Below are 16,067 nucleotides of genomic sequence, written 5' to 3'. Positions count from 1 at the left end.
GTCGGACCCGTACGTTAGCCGATCGGCGTGGCACCGCTGCAGGAGGCTCCGGACGCGCACCGGTCAGCTCAATGCTCGGCGCAGCAGGTGCATCGCGACGGTGGTGGACCGCTCGCGGATGTCGGCGCGGTCACCGGGCATCCGCATCGAGCGGGTGGCGACGGTGCCGTCGGTCAGCTTGAGGCTGAAGCAGACCGTGCCGACCGGCTTGTCGGCGGTACCGCCGTCCGGGCCCGCGATGCCGGTGATCGCGATCGCGGTGTCGGCTTTGAACCGGCTCAGCGCGCCGTCGGCCATCGCGTCGGCGACAGGTTCGGAGACCGCGCCGTGTTCGACGATCAGCGTGGGGTCGACGCCGAGCAGTTCGCTCTTGGCGTCGTTCGCGTAGGCCACCACCGCACCGGCGACGTACGCCGACGAGCCCGCGAGATCGGTCAGCCGCGCCGCCAGCAGTCCACCGGTGCACGACTCGGCGGTCGCGATGCGTCGGCCGGTCAGCAGCCGCGCGACCTGCTCGTCGACGCGGGATCCGTCCTCGGAGAACAGCGCTTCGCCGTGGCGATCGCGCAGCAGAGTCATCAGCTCGGTGTAGGTCTGCGCTGCTTCGGGCTCATAGCGGGTGACGATCTCGAGTTCACCGCGCCGCAGACAGGTGGTGATCTCGAGCCGTTCGAAGCCGGCGATGTCGCGCTCGGCGTCGCGCAGCGTGTCGGCGAGACCGGACTCGGGGACCCCGAACATCCGCACCATCTCCTGGCGGTACGCCGTGCGGCCGGCGATCGCCTCCTGCACGGCGGCGGTTTGCAACGCCAGCGGCCACATCGGCTGCAGCTCGCGTGGCGGGCCGGGCAGCACGACGACCGTCGGCGTGCCGGGGACGACGACACCCGGCGCGGTGCCCACCGGGTCGATCACGTCGGCGCCGTCGGGGATCAGTGCCTGTTTGCGGTTGGCCGCCTGGATCGCCTCGGGGTCGACGTCGGGAAAGCGGGCCATCAACCGCGACACGATGTCGCCGATCTTGCGCTCGAGTCGGTTGTCCAACACCAACTTTCGGCGGGTGAACCGGGCCACGGTCTCGACCGTCATATCGTCGGCGGTCGGGCCGAGGCCGCCGCTGGTGATGATGAGGTCCACACCCTCGGCGGCCAGGAACCGCAGCTGAGCCTCGATGTCGCCGGGCCGGTCGCCGCACATCGTGATGTGCGCCAGCTCGACACCCAACTCCAGCAGCCGGTCGGCGAGCCAGGGTCCGTTGAGGTCCTGCACCCGGCCCGTCAGGACCTCGGTACCGGTGACGACGATGCCCGCGCGTGCGCTCACGAACTACGACACTACGCACCCCACACCGCGGCGGTGCACAGCGGTAATGTCATTACCCATGACGGCACCCAAGTCGCTTCGCGAGTTGTTCGACCAACTCGGCCTGACGGAGGTGCCCTCCCCCGACGGCACTGTGACGATGGAGATGCCCGTCGACGAGCGGACCACCAACACCGCCGGCGGTCTACAGGGCGGATTGGTCGCGACGATGGCCGACGTGACCGCCGGACAACTCGCCGCTCGGGCCACCCCGTTCGGTCACGCCATCGCCACTACGGACCTGTTCATCCGCTACCTGAGGCCGATCAAGATCGGGCCGGCCAGGGCGGTCGCGCGGATCCTGCGCACGGGTAAACGCTCGGTGGTGGTCCAGGTCGACATCTACCGCGGCAACGACGACGAGGTCGGCGCGACCGCGACCGTCAACTTCGCCGCGGTCGACTGACCGCTACTTGTGCGGGACGTCGTTGGTGAGCCCGCCGTCCATGACGAACTCGGCGCCGGTCGAATACCGGGACTCGTCGCTGGCCAGGAACACCACGAAGGTCGCCACCTCGTCGGGCTGACCGGGCCGGCCCAGCGGGATCCGCAACATGTTGTCCGGGAAGTGCTTGGTCATCGGCGTGCGGATGAAGCCGGGATGCACCGAGTTGACGCGAATGTTGTGCGGGCCGAGTTCGAGCGCCGCCGACTTCGTCAGCCCGCGCACCGCCCACTTCGACGCGACGTACGGGTGCACCATCACCGCGCCGCGCAACCCCTCGATCGACGAGATGTTGATGATCGACCCGCCGCCCGCGGCCTTCATCGCCTCGACCGAATGCTGCATGCCGAGAAACGTGCCGGTGAGGTTGACGTCAATGACCTTCTGCCACTTGGCCATGTCGAATTGGCCGATCTGACCCAGCGCCACCGTGCCCGCGTTGTTGACCAGCACGTTGAGCTTGCCGAACTCGTTGACCGCGGTGGCGACCGCGGCCTCCCACTGATCGGCCTGAGTGACGTCGAGGTGGACGTAGCGGGCCGCGTCACCGATCTCGTCGGCCAGCGCCTTACCCTCCTCGTCGAGGATGTCGCCGATCACGACCTTGGCGCCCTCGGCCACGAGTGCGCGCGCGTCGGCGGCACCCATTCCACGAGCGCCGCCACTGATCAGTGCCACTTTGTCGTCCACGCGTCCCATGGGGCGTCAGGCTACCGCACCACCTTGGGAACTAGAACCTGTTCCAATTTGGCTGGTCAGCACGGCATACTGCTCGCCATGGCTATACGAGTGGCGCTCATCGGAACCGGTAACTGCGGCAGCCTCGCGCTCAAGCAACTCGTCAACGACGCGCGATTCGATCTCACCGGGGTCTGGGTCTCGTCGCAGGCCAAGGTCGGCAAGGACGCCGGAGAGTTGGCCGGCCTCGACGTCACCACCGGCGTGACCGCGGTCGACGACCTCGACACGATCATCGCGGGCGCGCCGGACTGCGTCGTCTACTGCGCCATGGGCGACACCCGGTTGCCCGACGCGATGGCCGACGTCCGCAAGATCCTCGCGGCGGGCATCGACGTCGTCGGCTCCGGTCTGGGCGTGCTGCAGTACCCGTGGCAGGTGATCCCTGACAAGTACATACAACGCATCGAAGACGCTGCGCAGGAAGGGAACTCGACGGTCTTCATGACCGGTGTCGATCCGGGCTTCGTGACCGATCTGCTGCCCTTTGCGCTCGCGGGGACGTGTCAAAGCATCGAGCAGATCCGCACGATGGAGATCGCCGACTACGCCAGCTACGACGGCGCCACGGTGATGTTCGACGTGATGGGCTTCGGCAGGCCTATAGCGGATGAGATCGGTGATCTGCCGATGCTGTATCAGCCTGGGGTGCTGAGCATCGCCTGGGGCACCGCGATCCGGCAGCTCGCGGCGGGCCTCGGCGTGGAGGTCGACGAGATCAAGGACTCCGTCGAACAGGAACCCGCACCCGAGGACTTCGACGTCGCGGTCGGCACCATCAAAAAGGGCACCGTGGCGGCCGTGCGCTTCCAGATCGAGGGCATGGTCAAGGGCAGCCCGGTGATCGTCGTCGAGCACGTCACGCGGTTGCGCGGAGACCTGCGACCGGACTGGGCCCAGCCCGCACAACCCGGCGGCTCCTACCGCGTCGAGATCACCGGCGAACCGTCCTACGTCATGGACATCTGCCCCACCAGTCGCAACGGCGACCACAACTACGCCGCGATCCTGGCGGCGGCCGGCCGCATCGTCAACGCGATTCCCGACGTCGTCGATGCCGCGCCGGGCATCCGGACCACCTTGGACATGCCGCTCGTGACCGGTAAGGGGCTGTACGCGGCTCAGTAAGCTGAACCCGTTATGAGCGCGCAGCCGGCGGTACCCGTGGACGCTGTGGCCGAAATCGCCGCGAGCCCGCAGGATCCCCGCGTCGGGGCGTTTTTCGATCTCGACGGCACGCTCGTCGACGGGTTCACGGCCACCGCACATGCTGCCGACCGCATCCGGCGCAGGCAAGCGCGCATCGGCGAGGTGCTCGGTGTGGTCGAAGCGTCGCTGCGATACCGGTTGGGCCGCATGCAATTCGAGCGCCTCCTCACCCGTGCGGCCGGGTATCTGCGCGGTGAATCCCTCGCCGAACTCGACGACCTCGGCGAGCGGCTGTTCGTCGAGCGGGTCGCGGCGCGGGTGTTTCCCTATATGCACGAGATCGTCCAGGCACACCAACAGCGCGGGCACACCGTCGTTCTCAGCAGCTCGGCGCTGACCATCCACGCCGAACCGGTCGCCCGGTTCACCGGAATCAACCATGTTCTGTGCAACCACTTCGAGGTCGACGACGCGGGTCGGCTCACCGGCCGGATCACCAAGCCGGTCATCTGGGGAGCCAACAAGTCGACGGCGGTGCAGGCCTTCTGTGAGGCCAATGACGTTGAGCTGCACCGCAGTTACTTCTACGCCGACGGCGACGAGGATGCGGTGCTGATGGCTCTGGTCGGCAATCCCCGCCCGGTGAACCCCCGCCCCGGCCTCGCCGCGATGGCGGGCGAGCACGGGTGGCCGGTACTCCAGGTCGAAGGTTCAGGCAACCGCAAACGGGTGTCGTTGCGCAGGCTGATCGGATACGACTGAGGCCATCAAGCGAAGTGTCGGTGAATTGGCGAGGTGGCGGAGCTTTCATCGAAACAGGAGAGGTCGTCGTGATCGCCGATCCGAATGGTTACGAGGTCTCTTTCGTTTTCGACCCCGGCGCGTACTAAACTAGAACACGTTTCAATTTGAGCGGCCCACCACCAAGGAGCAGGCATGCGCACCCCGATCTGTAACGACCTCGGCATCGAATATCCGATCTTCGCGTTCACCCACTGCCGGGACGTGGTCGTCGCGGTGAGCAAGGCAGGCGGCTTCGGCGTGCTCGGCGCGGTCGGATACACCCCCGAGCAGCTCGAGATCGAGCTCAAGTGGATCGACGAGAACATCGGTGACCACCCCTACGGCGTCGACATCGTGATCCCGAACAAGTACGAGGGCATGGACGCCGCCGACATGGATCCCGAGGTGCTCAAGAAGACCCTGAACGACCTCGTGCCGCAGGAGCACATCGACTTCGCCAAGAAGGTCCTCGCCGACCACGGCGTTCCGGTCGACCACAGCGACGACGACGCGTTGCAGCTGCTCGGCTGGACAGAGGCCACCGCCACCCCGCAGGTCGAGGTCGCGCTGCGGCACCCGAAGTGCACGCTGATCGCCAATGCGCTCGGCACTCCCCCCGCCGACATGATCAATCACATCCACGAAGAAGGCCGCAAGGTCGCCGCGCTGTGCGGCTCGCCGTCACAGGCGCGCAAGCACGCCGACGCCGGCGTGGACATCATCATCGCCCAGGGCGGCGAGGCCGGTGGGCACTGCGGCGAGATCGGTTCGATCGTGCTGTGGCCGCAGGTCGTCAAGGAGGTCGCCCCGGTGCCGGTGCTGGCCGCAGGCGGCATCGGCAGCGGCCAGCAGATCGCGGCGGCACTCGCGCTCGGCGCGCAAGGTGCCTGGACCGGTTCGCAGTGGGTGATGGTCGAGGAGTCGGAGAACACCCCGGTGCAGCACGAGGCTTACGTCAAGGCCTCCAGCAAGGACACCGTGCGAAGCCGCTCGTTCACCGGTAAGCCCGCGCGGATGCTGCGCAACGACTGGACCGATGCGTGGGAGGATCCGAACAACCCCAAGCCGCTCGGAATGCCGTTGCAGTACATGGTTTCCGGGATGGCGGTCGCAGCCACCCACAAGTACCCGAACGAGTCCGTCGACGTGGCGTTCAACCCGATCGGTCAGGTCGTCGGCCAGTTCACCAAGGTCGAGAAGACCGCGACGGTGATCGAGCGCTGGGTGCAGGAGTACCTCGAGGCGACCGGGCGGCTCGACGAGATCAACGAGGCCGCTTCGGTCTGACCCGCGGCTCGCCGCATGGACCTGACGGCGGCGGCATGCGCCGGCTTCCTTCTCGCCGTCTTGTGGATGGACCTGATCTTCGACAGTCAGGTCCTACCCCACCACTCGGCGCCACAGGTGCCGGAGCCGGTCTTGGCGTCGATCGCCGGGTACTACGGGCGTGCGACGACGACGAAAATGAACCTCGTCATCGCGGTGGTGATGGTCGTACTGCTCGTCGTTCTGGGCGTCCGTTGGTGTGAGGAATCCGCTCTGTCGTTGCTGATTCCCTCGGCGCTGGCCGCGGCGCCGATCGTTCTCGCGGCGGTGCATACGGTGCCGGCGGCCCGGCGACTCGGCAGCCGGGTCGACGACGGGGTACGCCAAACAAGGTTGGCGCGTGCCGTCTGCCGCGACCACCTCCTGTGCCTGGCGTCCATGTCGGCGTTCCTCGTCCTGTGGGTGGCCCGATGATCCTTGGGTACTCGATCGGCTATGAGGCACTTCAGGCGATGGGGCGCCGTATATCTGCTACTTCTGCTGTTCATCGGTAGTTGGGTGGGCCAGTTCGTCACCCAACTGGCCGAGTTCACCAGCACCCAGCAGCAGCACGGCCAGCCCTTCATGTGGGGCGAGTACTTGCACCAATTCTTTGCGAGCACGTTCGAGAACTGGCAGAGCGAGTGGTTGCAGCTGATCTTCCAGGCGATCCTGCTGCTCGGCGCCAAGCATTGGCTGTTCAGGGTCGACGCAGAGGATCTCGAGCGCATCGAAGCCAAGATCGACGACATTCAGGACCGGTTGAGTCCGTCGACTCCCCCGTCCTGACCTGGCGGTTTCGGCCGCTCAGGGAGCGCTTCCGGAACGCGTGACACCGTCTTCCGCCGAAGGGCTGTCGGCGGACGCCGCGATTATGTAGGGTTACATACATACTTTTTTGACGAGAGGTCTTGCGCATGGCCAACCATCGTGAGCGGATGGTCGCCTCCGCGGCGCTCCTGATCCGGGAACGCGGCGCCCACCCGACGGCGATCGCCGACGTGCTCGCGCACAGCGGTGCCCCACGCGGGTCGGCGTATCACTACTTCCCCGGCGGACGCACCCAATTGCTCTGTGAAGCCGTCGATTACGCAAGCGCCTATATCGCATCGCGAATCGAGAATGCGGGCAGCGCCGCGGACGCACTCGACGCGTTGGTGAACAGATTCCGAAAGCAGCTCGCCGACACCGAATTTCGCGCCGGATGTCCCGTCGTCGCGGTGGCGGTCGAATCGGGCGGCAAGGCCGACGTCGCACCGGTGGTCGATCGCGCAGCCGCGGCGTTCACGAGCTGGAACGGCCTCATGATCGACCGGTTGATCGATGACGGTGTCGCCCCCGAGCGCGCCGAGACACTGGCGATGCTGGTGTTGACCTCCATCGAAGGCGCGATCGTCGTGGCTCGTACAGCACGCGACATGCGACCACTCGAACTCGTACACAACCAATTGCGGGCGCTTCTCGAGGCCGCGGCACCGGACGAGAGGTGAACGATGAGCGACGAATGGCATCCGACGGCCTGCATCCTGTGTGAATGCAACTGCGGGATCGTCGTACAACTCGAGGATCGCAGGCTCGTCAAGATCCGCGGCGACAGAGCGCACCCCGCGTCCCAGGGCTACACGTGCAACAAGGCGTTGCGCCTCGACCACTACCAGAACAACCGTGCTCGGCTGACGTCGCCCATGCGGCGCCGCAGTGACGGCAGCTACGAGGAGATCGACTGGGACACCGCGATCACGGAAGTGGCGGCCGGATTCCGGCGCATCGCCGACACATACGGTGGCGACAAGATCTTTTACTACGGCGGCGGGGGTCAGGGAAATCACCTTGGCGGCGCCTACAGCGGGGCCTTCCTCAAAGCGCTCGGATCCCACTATCGGTCGAATGCCTTGGCGCAGGAGAAGACCGGTGAGGCATGGATCGACGCGCACCTCTACGGAGGACATACTCGCGGTGAGTTCGAACACGCCGAGGTATCGGTCTTCGTCGGCAAGAACCCGTGGATGTCGCAGAGCTTCCCGCGAGCCCGCACGGTGCTCAACGCGATCGCGAAGGATCCCGGCCGCTCGATGATCGTCATCGACCCGGTCGTCACCGACACCGCGAAGATGGCCGACTATCACCTGCGCGTCCGACCGGGTACCGACGCGTGGTGCCTGTCGGCGCTGGCGGCAATCCTGGTCCAGGAAAACCTCTGCGACGAGACGTTTCTCACCGAGCATGTGCACGGGGCAAATGCCGTCCGGGAGGCGTTGCAAGAGGTCCCGGTCGGCGAGTATGCGCTGCGTTGTGGTGTCGATGAGGAACTGATCCGCGCCGCTGCGCGCCGGATCGGCATCGCGGCCAGCGTCTCGGTGTTCGAGGATTTGGGCGTGCAGCAGGCTCCCAACAGCACGTTGTGCTCCTATCTGAACAAGCTGCTGTGGATTCTGACCGGCAACTTCGCCAAACGCGGTGGCCAGCATCTGCATTCGTCGTTCGGACCGTTGTTCCGGCACACACCGGAGGTGGGCCGCACACCGGTCACCGGAGCGCCGATCGTCGGCGGGCTGGTCCCGAGCAACGTGGTGCCCCAGGAGATCCTGAACGATCACCCGGATCGGTTCCGCGCGATGATCGTCGAGAGCAGCAATCCGGCGCACTCACTCGCCGACTCCACTGCATGCCGTGAGGCTTTCGCGTCGCTCGAGTTGATGGTGGTCATCGACGTCGCGATGACGGAGACGGCCCGACTTGCCCACTACGTCCTGCCGGCGGCGAGCCAGTACGAGAAGTGTGAGTCGACGTTCTTCAACCTCGAATTCCCGCACAACACCTTCCACTTGCGTCATCCCCTTCTCGAACCGCTCGAGGGCACGCTCCCGGAACCGGAGATCTGGGCCCGGCTCACGCGGGCGCTCGACGTCGTCGACGAAGCCGATCTGGCGCCCCTCCGCGCGGCGGCAGAGGAAGGCCGCGACGCCTATGCCGCGGCCTTCCTGCAGGCGGCGGCCGCCAGCCCGATGCTGGGCAAGGTGTTGCCGTTCGTGCTCTACGAGACACTGGGACCCACACTGCCACAGGGCCTTTCCGGTGCAGCCGCGTTGTGGGGGTTGGCGCAGAAGGCGGCGATGACCTATCCCGATGCGGTGCGCCGTGCGGGACACGCGGACGGCAATGCCCTCTTCGATGCGATCCTGGCGAGTCGATCCGGTGTCACCTTCACCGTCCACGAATACGTCGACGACTTCGCGCTGATCAGTCACGCCGACCACAAGATCGCGCTACACATGCCGGAGATGCTCGACGAGCTGCGAGCGCTCGCGGAAAAACCCGCGTCCCTGGTGGATGCGGAGTTTCCGATCGTGCTGTCGGCCGGCGAACGACGCGCCTATACCGCCAACGACATCTTTCGTGATCCGACGTGGCGCAAACGCGACACCGACGGCGCCCTGCGGGTCAGCGTCGAGGATGCCGAGGCGCTCGGACTCGTCAACGGCGGACGCGCGCGGATCACGACCGCGGCGGGCAGCGCCGAGGCCACCGTCGAGGTGAGCACGGCCATGCTGCCCGGACATGCGTCACTGCCCAATGGGTTCGGGCTCGTATTCGTCGACAAAGATGGCCGCGCGAATGCGCCGGGCGTGGCGCCGAACTCGTTGACGTCGAGCGACTGGCGTGACCCCTACGCGGGCACCCCGTGGCACAAACACGTGCCCGCCCGCGTCACGGCGATCCCCTCGCAGCAGGTAGCGCTGAGCTCCGCGGCCGGGGGCGACGTCATTCGGTGAGCAGTCGCTGCGTCGCCCGCTCGAGCACCGCGCGTCGGCTCAAGCCCTCGTGGTCCGCGGCGATGAAGTGAGCACCGATCGCCAAGGAGAAGGCAAGCATGGCGCGGGCCTCGACATCGGCCGCGTCGTCGACGAAAGTGCCGATGAGGGCGCGCAGGTACTCCATCCGACGGTTGTCCACGCGGCGCAGCCGCTTGGCCACCGCTCGATCCCGGCGGGCCCAGTCGCGCACGGCGAGGTCGACCGGTAGCAGCTCCTTGGAGAACGTGAGCAGGCCCGCCTTGCGGACCTTCGCCCTGGCGTCTCCGCCCTCGGACTCGACCCGGGCGAGCACGTCGTCGGTGCTGCGGTGCTCCCACGACTCCAGCAGGGCGTCGAGGAAATCCTCTCGGTTGGTGAAGTGCCAATAGAACCCGCCGCGGGTGACGCCCAATGCCTTCGCGAGCAGGTCCACCCGAACGGCGTCCGGCCCACCCGCAGCCAACGCCTCCAGGCCGACGTCGATCCATGTGGCCCGCGGTGTGCGGATCTGAGCCACCATCGGAAACCCCCTGTGGTAAGGCCTTGACGGCGTGTCGGATTCAAGCATACAGTTGTGTATGTTTGGTGGTGAGCGACTCGGCAACAACGAGCACCTGGCCCGGCCTTGGCGCATCCACGAGATCGCCGCCGATTTCGAAGTTCTCGACGTCTGGGCGCTTCCCACGCCGGGCGGCCGCGAAGACTTCAGTGATCTCGTCGGCCTCTGGCGCAGTTTCGACCCCAGCAGAACTTCGCCCATCGTGCGCGCGCTGTTCGCAGCCCGTTGGGCCCTCGGAAGTTGGTTCGCGCTCGACACGCCGCAGGAAGGCCTGGGCGCACGCGTCCCGACGCTGCGGGACCGGATCACGCCCGAATTGCGTTCGACGGCATCACAACTCGGCGTCGAACACGATCACTTTTCACCCCTGTACCTGACCGAGGACGAGTTTGCGATGGAGATCGCCAACCGGACTGTGCACGGGGTCCTGCATGTCGGCTGGGTGGCCGGCGCTTCCGGTGCTCACCACGGGCAGATGGCGGTTCTTGTCCGGCCCAACGGTGCGATGGGCCGGATGTATCTGACAGCGATCTCTCCCTTCCGCCACCTGATCGTCTATCCGCTCATGCTGCGCGACATCGGCCGACTGTGGCGCAGTCGGCCGACCGCGAACCGACGCCGCGAAAGTAGGCAATGATGACGAGAACCGACGCGTCCCAACACCGTGTCCAACAGATCCGCCCGATGGATGCACTCCTGTCAGCGAGCACGCTCGGGCGTATCGACTACGCCGATGCCTTCGAGGTCGCCGTCGAGGATCCGTACGACCGCAGCGCCAGAGAGTGGATGCGGGCGATGCTGGAAGGCGCACCGGTCCACATGCGCATCCGACTGCTCTCGGCGTGGTCGGCGATCGGACTCAAGCTGCGAACCCCCGGGTCGGATCGAACGATCCTCGGGTGGCCGATCCGCGCCACCGACGCTGATTCCGTACTGCTCGGGGCACACTCGCGTATCGGCATGCCCGGCGAGTTGTTGATGCGCCGCCAGGACGGCGGGTTACTGTTCGCAACCTTTGTTCGTCAGGACAACCCACTCGCACGCAGGCTGTGGTCGACGATCGAGGATTCGCACGTGCAAACGGTGCGATCGCTGCTGGAACGAGTCTGCCGCTAGGGCGTCGGCGCCGGAGGCGCGGGTGGCGCGGGTGCGAGCGGTGCGGGTGGGGCGGGCGCCTGGGGCGCGGGAGCTGTCGGCGCGTTCGGCACGTTGGGCCCGGGCACCTGGTCCGGGATGGGGGTGTTCATACCGCGCTGCGCGAGACCCATGATCAGCGCTTCCTTACCGCTGATCTCTTGGCTCTGCACGGCGTGCCACAGGTCCTTCAGGTAGCTGATGTTCGGGCTCTCGTTCCCCCGACCGGTCGGGTCCAGGGTGGTGCCGGGTGGCAGCGTGTCCGGGCTCGCCAGGTGCGAGACGCCTTCCGGCTCGGTGGGGGCGGGTGCGGCTGCCGGCTCGGGTGGCGGTGCGGGCGGCGGCGCGGCCGACGCCGGGCGAAGGACCGCCACCGGATCGGCTGGTGCCGGCGCGGGGGCGGGCGCTGGTGCCGCGGCGGCCGTGACCGCTGCGCTGGCGGGCGGTGCCGGGGGTGGCGGTGGAGGCGCGGGAGCGGCTGGATCGGCGAGGGTCTGCGGCGCGGCGGCCATGAGAGCCGCGGCCATCCCTGCGCCCAGCAGCGAAAGCCTCTTCGGGTTGATGACGATCCTCACCGCTGCCCCCTTTCCGGGTCCCCATCTCGCGGCCGGCTTCCCGGCCTCTTCGACGGCGTCACTTTTGGTTCGAACAGTGTCGCAGAATTGTTACAGGAGTGCTCGCCGTGACGAAGAGGTCAATAACCGTGCCGTAGAGAACACGTTCCACTTCTCATTTCGTCGGACTTTCCCGAACCCGCCTCACCTGCCCCCATCAGTGGTGTAGCAATGCGGTGAGGGCACTAGACCACGTCACGTGAGGGATGCAGCATGCCGACTCCGAACCTTCCGCCCGGATTCGATTTCACCGATCCAGACATCTACGCCGAACGCCTGCCGGTCGACGAACTGGCCGAGCTGCGCAAGGTGGCGCCGATCTGGTGGAACGAGCAGACGAAGGGGAATCTGGCGTTCGGCGACGAAGGCTTCTGGGTGGTCACCCGGCATGCAGACGTCAAGGAAATCTCGCGCCGCAGTGACGTCTTCTCCAGTAATAAGAAGACGGCGTTGCCGCGCTACCGCGACGAGGCCGATCCGGAATCGCTCGAGGGCGGCAAGGTGGTGCTGCTCAACCAGGACGCCCCGCACCACACGCATCTGCGCAAGATCATCTCGCGGGCCTTCACACCGCGCGCCATCGAATCACTGCGCGACGAACTGCGCGAGCGCGCGGCCAAGATCGCCAAAGCGGCCGCCGCAGAGGGTTCCGGCGATTTCGTCGAGCAGGTCTCGTGCGAGCTTCCCCTGCAGGCGATCGCCGGGTTGATGGGCGTTCCGCAGGAGGACCGGATGAGGTTGTTCCACTGGTCGAATCAGATGGTGGGCGACCAGGATCCGGAGTACGCCCGCAACGACCCGACCGCCGCCTCGGTCGAGCTGATCATGTACGGCATGCAGATGGCCGCGGAGCGCAGCAAGAACCCGGGCGACGATCTGGTGACCAAACTCGTGCAGGCCGACGTCGAGGGGCACAAGCTCACCGACGACGAGTTCGGCTTCTTCGTCATCCTTCTCGCCGTCGCCGGCAACGAGACGACGCGCAACTCGATCACCCAGGGCATGATGGCGTTCACTGACTTCCCCGACCAGTGGGAGCTCTTCAAGAAGGAACGCCCCGCCACGGCCGCCGACGAGATCGTGCGCTGGGCCACGCCGGTGACGTCCTTCCAGCGCACCGCGCTCGAGGACACCGAACTGTCCGGGGTGCAGATCAAGAAGGGCGACCGTGTCGTCATGTTCTATCGGTCGGCCAACTTCGACGAAGAGGTCTTCGAGGACCCCTTCACGTTCAACATCCTGCGAGATCCCAACCCGCACGTCGGATTCGGCGGTACGGGTGCGCACTACTGCATCGGCGCGAACCTGGCCCGGATGACGATCGACCTCATCTTCAACGCGATCGCCGACGAGATGCCCAACCTGAGGCCGCTGGCTCCGCCCGAGCGACTGCGGTCGGGTTGGCTCAACGGCATCAAACACTGGCAGGTCGATTACGTCGGCGCGGGTACCGGCGGACAGTGACGGAGTCCTCCGCCTGACGTGTTCCCCCGATCGGCGGACACCACCGTCCTCCGCAGAAGCGTCCGATCGGTGGACGCGCAATGTCGTTCGGCGCCGGTAATTTCATTTCGGCACCTGAAGGAAGCGGGTGTCGAGGTTCTACCCGGACGGGATCGTCTACCAAGCCGGGTCTTGCTCGCAAGACCGGACTGTGGGATGTCCATCGGGGGCAAGCTTTGCCTGCAGTCCGTCCCGTCCGGGCCCCTCTTCTCGGTGCTTCCGCAAGCGGGAGTTCAGCCCGGCAACTGGCGTGATTACAGCCCATCCCCTATGTGGTGGTCTGGCTGCCCCAATTTGACCGGCGGGTTCGCCGGGTCGTATCGGTAGCACTGATGGAATGGCGACGTCACGCCGTTCAACTGCCCTTGAGGGCCGCCGAAGACGGGTTGCGATGCGACATCGACACAACGTGTCCAAGTGCCATCAGGCTGCACCGGGCCGTCGCAGTACAGCGCACCAAGAAAACTGGTCTCACAGTTGGTTCCTCCCGGATCGCCGGAATTGGAAGCAACCGCCATGCCGCTGCGGCGAGGCCCAGACCGACCAGTAGAGCGCTGTTCTTCATACGGTTGGCCCCTCGTCTGGGTGAAGTAATTCGGTTCCGTGACGACGCGCGTCAACGCGTGAACGGCCGGCCGTGATGCGGCCTTTCTGCTTGAGCCGCAATAGCTGTCGTTGGCCTGCTCATGATCGTTACTAGCCGCCGTGGGCGACACACCTCAGCAAACTCGAATGTAGGGAAATCCCTGATTCCTTTGCTGTGGATTCTCTCTAACCTTCAAGCAAGGTGAACCCGTGGCGGGGGCCGGGTCATCTCACATCAATCCATTTCAAAACGTGGGGGATACACGCATGATCAAGACCTTCGTCGTGGCCGTTTTCGTCGTCATGGTGCCTGCTATCGGCCTGGCGCCCGCTGCTCTTGCAGATGGGCCGTACGCGAACTGCAGCGCCGCGCACGCCGACGGTCGTTACGACATTCCGCAGGGCGATCCCGATTACTGGGATGGCGGCGACCGCGACCATGACGGCATTGCATGCGAGTCGTAACTTCGCGACTCATCGGTCGGTTCGCCGCTGGGCTCTGCTTCGGCCAAGCTCTACTGGTCGCTACTACGACGGCCGGCGTGGGCGTGGCGGTGCTCTCTTCGCCTATGGCGGTCGCTGACACCGTCACCGCAACGGCTGTGGTGTTGAACGTGGTCGACGGTGACACCATCGACATTCGCGACGACGTCAGGGGCCGGCTCCGCGTGCGACTTCTCGGGATTGATACCCCGGAAACGAAGAAGCCCGGCTACACCGTCGGCTGCTGGGGGCCTGAGGCAACGGAGTTCGCGCGTACGACGATGGTCGGGCAGCGAGTGGCTCTGGTCCCTGATTCCACGCAAGACCGCACCGACCATTACGGCCGTACTTATCTGCACTAGTCAAGTTGAATGGGTGTGGATGCTGAGGAGCGCCAAGCGCTCGTGGATGACGGTGTTGATCCGGATGACCCGAGCGTTGTTGCCGCGATTGATTTGGTGCGGTGGGAGTCGTCGCTGCTTCTCGGTCAGGACGATTGACTGCTGAGCTCGTCGGCGAGGGCCTGAACGCGGGTGTTGATGTCGTCGCGGATGATTCGCATGCGCTGGATGCCGTCGATGCCGCGTAGGGAGGGTTCGTCGGTATCCCAGCGTTGAATGCGGGTGCCGGGGTGATTGTCGAGGTGGGCTTGGCTGCCGACGATGACGACCAGGTCGGCATCGTCGAGCATCTGGTCGGTCAGCTGGGTGGGCTGATGGCCGCTGATGTCGACGCCGACTTCGGCCAGCACCTGCGCCGAGAGGGTGTTGACCGCGGTCTTGGCGTGCGTGCCGGCCGAGGCGATGTGGATGTTGGGTGCGGAGAGGTGGCGCATGAGTCCGGCGGCCATGACTGATTTTCCGGCGTTACTGACGCAGACAAACAACACAGATGTCTCTGCCATAGTTGGTGTGTCCCTGGTGTTTTCGGGGTTATCGGGTGATGGGGACGTTCAGGTCGGCCAGTAGTCGGCGGACGCGTTCGTCGATGTCGTCGCGGATCGGGCGTACGGCGTCGAGGCCTTGGCCGGCGGGATCCGGGAGTTCCCAGTTCTCGTAGCGTTTTCCGGGGAAGATCGGGCAGGCGTCGCCGCAGCCCATGGTGATGACGACATCGGCGGCCTGGACGATTTCGTCGGTCCAGGGTTTGGGGTATTCACCGGTGATGTCGATCCCGACTTCGCGCATGGCTTCGATGGCGGCAGGGTTGATCTCGTTGCCGGGTTCGGACCCGCCCGACCAGGCGATCGCCTTGTCGCCGGCGTAGTGGGTGAAGAACCCCAGGGCCATTTGGGAGCGGCCGGCGTTGTGCGTGCAGAGGAACAGCACGGTCGGTTTGCCGTCGTTGATGTGGCCTTCAACCCTCGCGAGGGCGTGGAGGCGCTGGCGGGCGAATCGTTCGGCCAGCAGGGGCAGGAAGTTGGGAATGGTGGCGCGGCTGGCGAATTGGTCATATGAGGAGCAGAGAAACCGTTCGATGGTTTCGGTGCCGAACGTGTCGGCGAACTCAGATTCCAGCCGGGTGGCGGCGGATTTCAGCGCGAGTTGTTGGTCGATGGAAAGGTCACCGCGTAGCTGATGGGTCACGGGGCTGTCGGTCATGGTCGATCATTC

At 65.9% G+C, this 16,067-nt stretch carries 20 protein-coding genes; 13 read left to right on the top strand and 7 right to left on the bottom strand.

Features of this window, described 5'->3' with window-relative positions; translation table 11 throughout:
- Positions 1-63 precede the first annotated feature (63 nt).
- Positions 64-1,323, bottom strand: coding sequence for a competence/damage-inducible protein A (locus A5752_RS13310; RefSeq protein ID WP_067085938.1), 1,260 nt, complete (start codon positions 1,321-1,323; stop codon positions 64-66).
- 58 nt (positions 1,324-1,381) lie between these two features.
- Between A5752_RS13310 and A5752_RS13305 the strand changes: the two genes are divergently transcribed.
- Positions 1,382-1,768: a PaaI family thioesterase gene (locus tag A5752_RS13305; RefSeq protein WP_067085934.1), complete on the top strand. Its 387-nt coding sequence runs from the start codon at positions 1,382-1,384 to the stop codon at positions 1,766-1,768.
- 3 nt (positions 1,769-1,771) lie between these two features.
- On the opposite strand, the gene A5752_RS13300 is transcribed toward A5752_RS13305, so the two are convergent.
- The gene (locus A5752_RS13300; RefSeq protein ID WP_067085931.1) at positions 1,772-2,506 is read right to left on the bottom strand and encodes a glucose 1-dehydrogenase; all 735 of its coding nucleotides are present in this window, start codon (positions 2,504-2,506) and stop codon (positions 1,772-1,774) included.
- A 78-nt stretch (positions 2,507-2,584) separates the two neighbouring features.
- On the opposite strand from A5752_RS13300, the gene A5752_RS13295 reads away from it, so the two are divergent.
- The 7 genes from A5752_RS13295 to A5752_RS13265 all read left to right on the top strand — a co-directional run bounded on the left by A5752_RS13295 (position 2,585) and on the right by A5752_RS13265 (position 9,555).
- Positions 2,585-3,673, top strand: coding sequence for an NAD(P)H-dependent amine dehydrogenase family protein (locus tag A5752_RS13295; protein WP_067085928.1), 1,089 nt, complete (start codon positions 2,585-2,587; stop codon positions 3,671-3,673).
- 12 nt (positions 3,674-3,685) lie between these two features.
- Positions 3,686-4,456 carry an HAD family hydrolase gene (locus A5752_RS13290; RefSeq protein ID WP_067085925.1) on the top strand — a complete coding sequence of 257 codons (771 nt, stop codon included), beginning with the start codon at positions 3,686-3,688 and terminating at the stop codon, positions 4,454-4,456.
- A gap of 174 nt (positions 4,457-4,630) precedes the next feature.
- Complete coding sequence (locus A5752_RS13285) at positions 4,631-5,764, top strand: nitronate monooxygenase (protein ID WP_067085923.1); 1,134 nt, start codon at positions 4,631-4,633, stop codon at positions 5,762-5,764.
- Positions 5,765-5,779: 15 nt separating this feature from the next.
- On the top strand, positions 5,780-6,217 hold the full coding sequence (locus A5752_RS13280) for a hypothetical protein (RefSeq protein WP_067085921.1): 438 nt from the start codon (positions 5,780-5,782) through the stop codon (positions 6,215-6,217).
- A gap of 21 nt (positions 6,218-6,238) precedes the next feature.
- The gene (locus A5752_RS13275) at positions 6,239-6,571 is read left to right on the top strand and encodes a DUF6766 family protein (protein WP_067085918.1); all 333 of its coding nucleotides are present in this window, start codon (positions 6,239-6,241) and stop codon (positions 6,569-6,571) included.
- Positions 6,572-6,699: 128 nt separating this feature from the next.
- The gene (locus A5752_RS13270; protein ID WP_067085915.1) at positions 6,700-7,272 is read left to right on the top strand and encodes a TetR/AcrR family transcriptional regulator; all 573 of its coding nucleotides are present in this window, start codon (positions 6,700-6,702) and stop codon (positions 7,270-7,272) included.
- Positions 7,273-7,275: 3 nt separating this feature from the next.
- Positions 7,276-9,555, top strand: a complete 2,280-nt coding sequence (locus tag A5752_RS13265; RefSeq protein WP_067085912.1) for a molybdopterin-dependent oxidoreductase — start codon at positions 7,276-7,278, stop codon at positions 9,553-9,555.
- Here A5752_RS13265 and A5752_RS13260 read toward each other — a convergent pair.
- Positions 9,545-10,096, bottom strand: coding sequence for a TetR/AcrR family transcriptional regulator (locus A5752_RS13260; protein WP_067085910.1), 552 nt, complete (start codon positions 10,094-10,096; stop codon positions 9,545-9,547). The genes A5752_RS13265 and A5752_RS13260 overlap by 11 nt on opposite strands.
- 58 nt (positions 10,097-10,154) lie before the next feature.
- Here A5752_RS13260 and A5752_RS13255 point away from each other — a divergent pair, with 58 nt between their 5' ends.
- Together A5752_RS13255 and A5752_RS13250 are read left to right on the top strand one after the other, a co-directional pair.
- Positions 10,155-10,772: a DUF2867 domain-containing protein gene (locus tag A5752_RS13255; RefSeq protein ID WP_067085907.1), complete on the top strand. Its 618-nt coding sequence runs from the start codon at positions 10,155-10,157 to the stop codon at positions 10,770-10,772.
- The gene (locus A5752_RS13250) at positions 10,772-11,251 is read left to right on the top strand and encodes a hypothetical protein (protein ID WP_067085904.1); all 480 of its coding nucleotides are present in this window, start codon (positions 10,772-10,774) and stop codon (positions 11,249-11,251) included. Before A5752_RS13255 ends, A5752_RS13250 begins: the two co-directional genes overlap by 1 nt.
- Here A5752_RS13250 and A5752_RS13245 read toward each other — a convergent pair.
- Positions 11,248-11,844 carry a hypothetical protein gene (locus A5752_RS13245; RefSeq protein WP_231983401.1) on the bottom strand — a complete coding sequence of 199 codons (597 nt, stop codon included), beginning with the start codon at positions 11,842-11,844 and terminating at the stop codon, positions 11,248-11,250. The genes A5752_RS13250 and A5752_RS13245 overlap by 4 nt on opposite strands.
- Positions 11,845-12,096: 252 nt before the next feature.
- Here A5752_RS13245 and A5752_RS13240 point away from each other — a divergent pair, with 252 nt between their 5' ends.
- Entirely contained in the window at positions 12,097-13,347 is a 1,251-nt protein-coding gene (locus tag A5752_RS13240; protein ID WP_067085901.1) for a cytochrome P450, read from the top strand.
- 293 nt (positions 13,348-13,640) lie between these two features.
- On the opposite strand, the gene A5752_RS28305 is transcribed toward A5752_RS13240, so the two are convergent.
- Complete coding sequence (locus A5752_RS28305) at positions 13,641-13,904, bottom strand: CDGP domain-containing protein (RefSeq protein ID WP_502686726.1); 264 nt, start codon at positions 13,902-13,904, stop codon at positions 13,641-13,643.
- 334 nt (positions 13,905-14,238) lie between these two features.
- Between A5752_RS28305 and A5752_RS13235 the strand changes: the two genes are divergently transcribed.
- Positions 14,239-14,436: an excalibur calcium-binding domain-containing protein gene (locus A5752_RS13235; RefSeq protein ID WP_067085898.1), complete on the top strand. Its 198-nt coding sequence runs from the start codon at positions 14,239-14,241 to the stop codon at positions 14,434-14,436.
- A gap of 104 nt (positions 14,437-14,540) precedes the next feature.
- The gene (locus tag A5752_RS13230; protein ID WP_067085975.1) at positions 14,541-14,816 is read left to right on the top strand and encodes a thermonuclease family protein; all 276 of its coding nucleotides are present in this window, start codon (positions 14,541-14,543) and stop codon (positions 14,814-14,816) included.
- Positions 14,817-14,941: 125 nt separating this feature from the next.
- Here the strand turns inward: A5752_RS13230 and A5752_RS13225 are convergent, their stop codons facing one another.
- Both A5752_RS13225 and A5752_RS13220 read right to left on the bottom strand, forming a co-directional pair.
- Positions 14,942-15,358, bottom strand: a complete 417-nt coding sequence (locus A5752_RS13225) for an arsenate-mycothiol transferase ArsC (protein ID WP_067085895.1) — start codon at positions 15,356-15,358, stop codon at positions 14,942-14,944.
- A gap of 28 nt (positions 15,359-15,386) precedes the next feature.
- Positions 15,387-16,055 (bottom strand): arsenate reductase ArsC, encoded by a 669-nt coding sequence (locus tag A5752_RS13220; protein ID WP_067085892.1) that lies wholly within the window; start codon positions 16,053-16,055, stop codon positions 15,387-15,389.
- Between the last annotated feature and the right edge of the window lie 12 nt (positions 16,056-16,067).

The organism is Mycobacterium sp. 852002-51961_SCH5331710, from assembly GCF_001665535.1.
GTDB lineage: Bacteria > Actinomycetota > Actinomycetes > Mycobacteriales > Mycobacteriaceae > Mycobacterium.
Note: the sequence above shows the minus strand (reverse complement) of the source record. Positions and strands in the feature narration are given on the sequence as shown.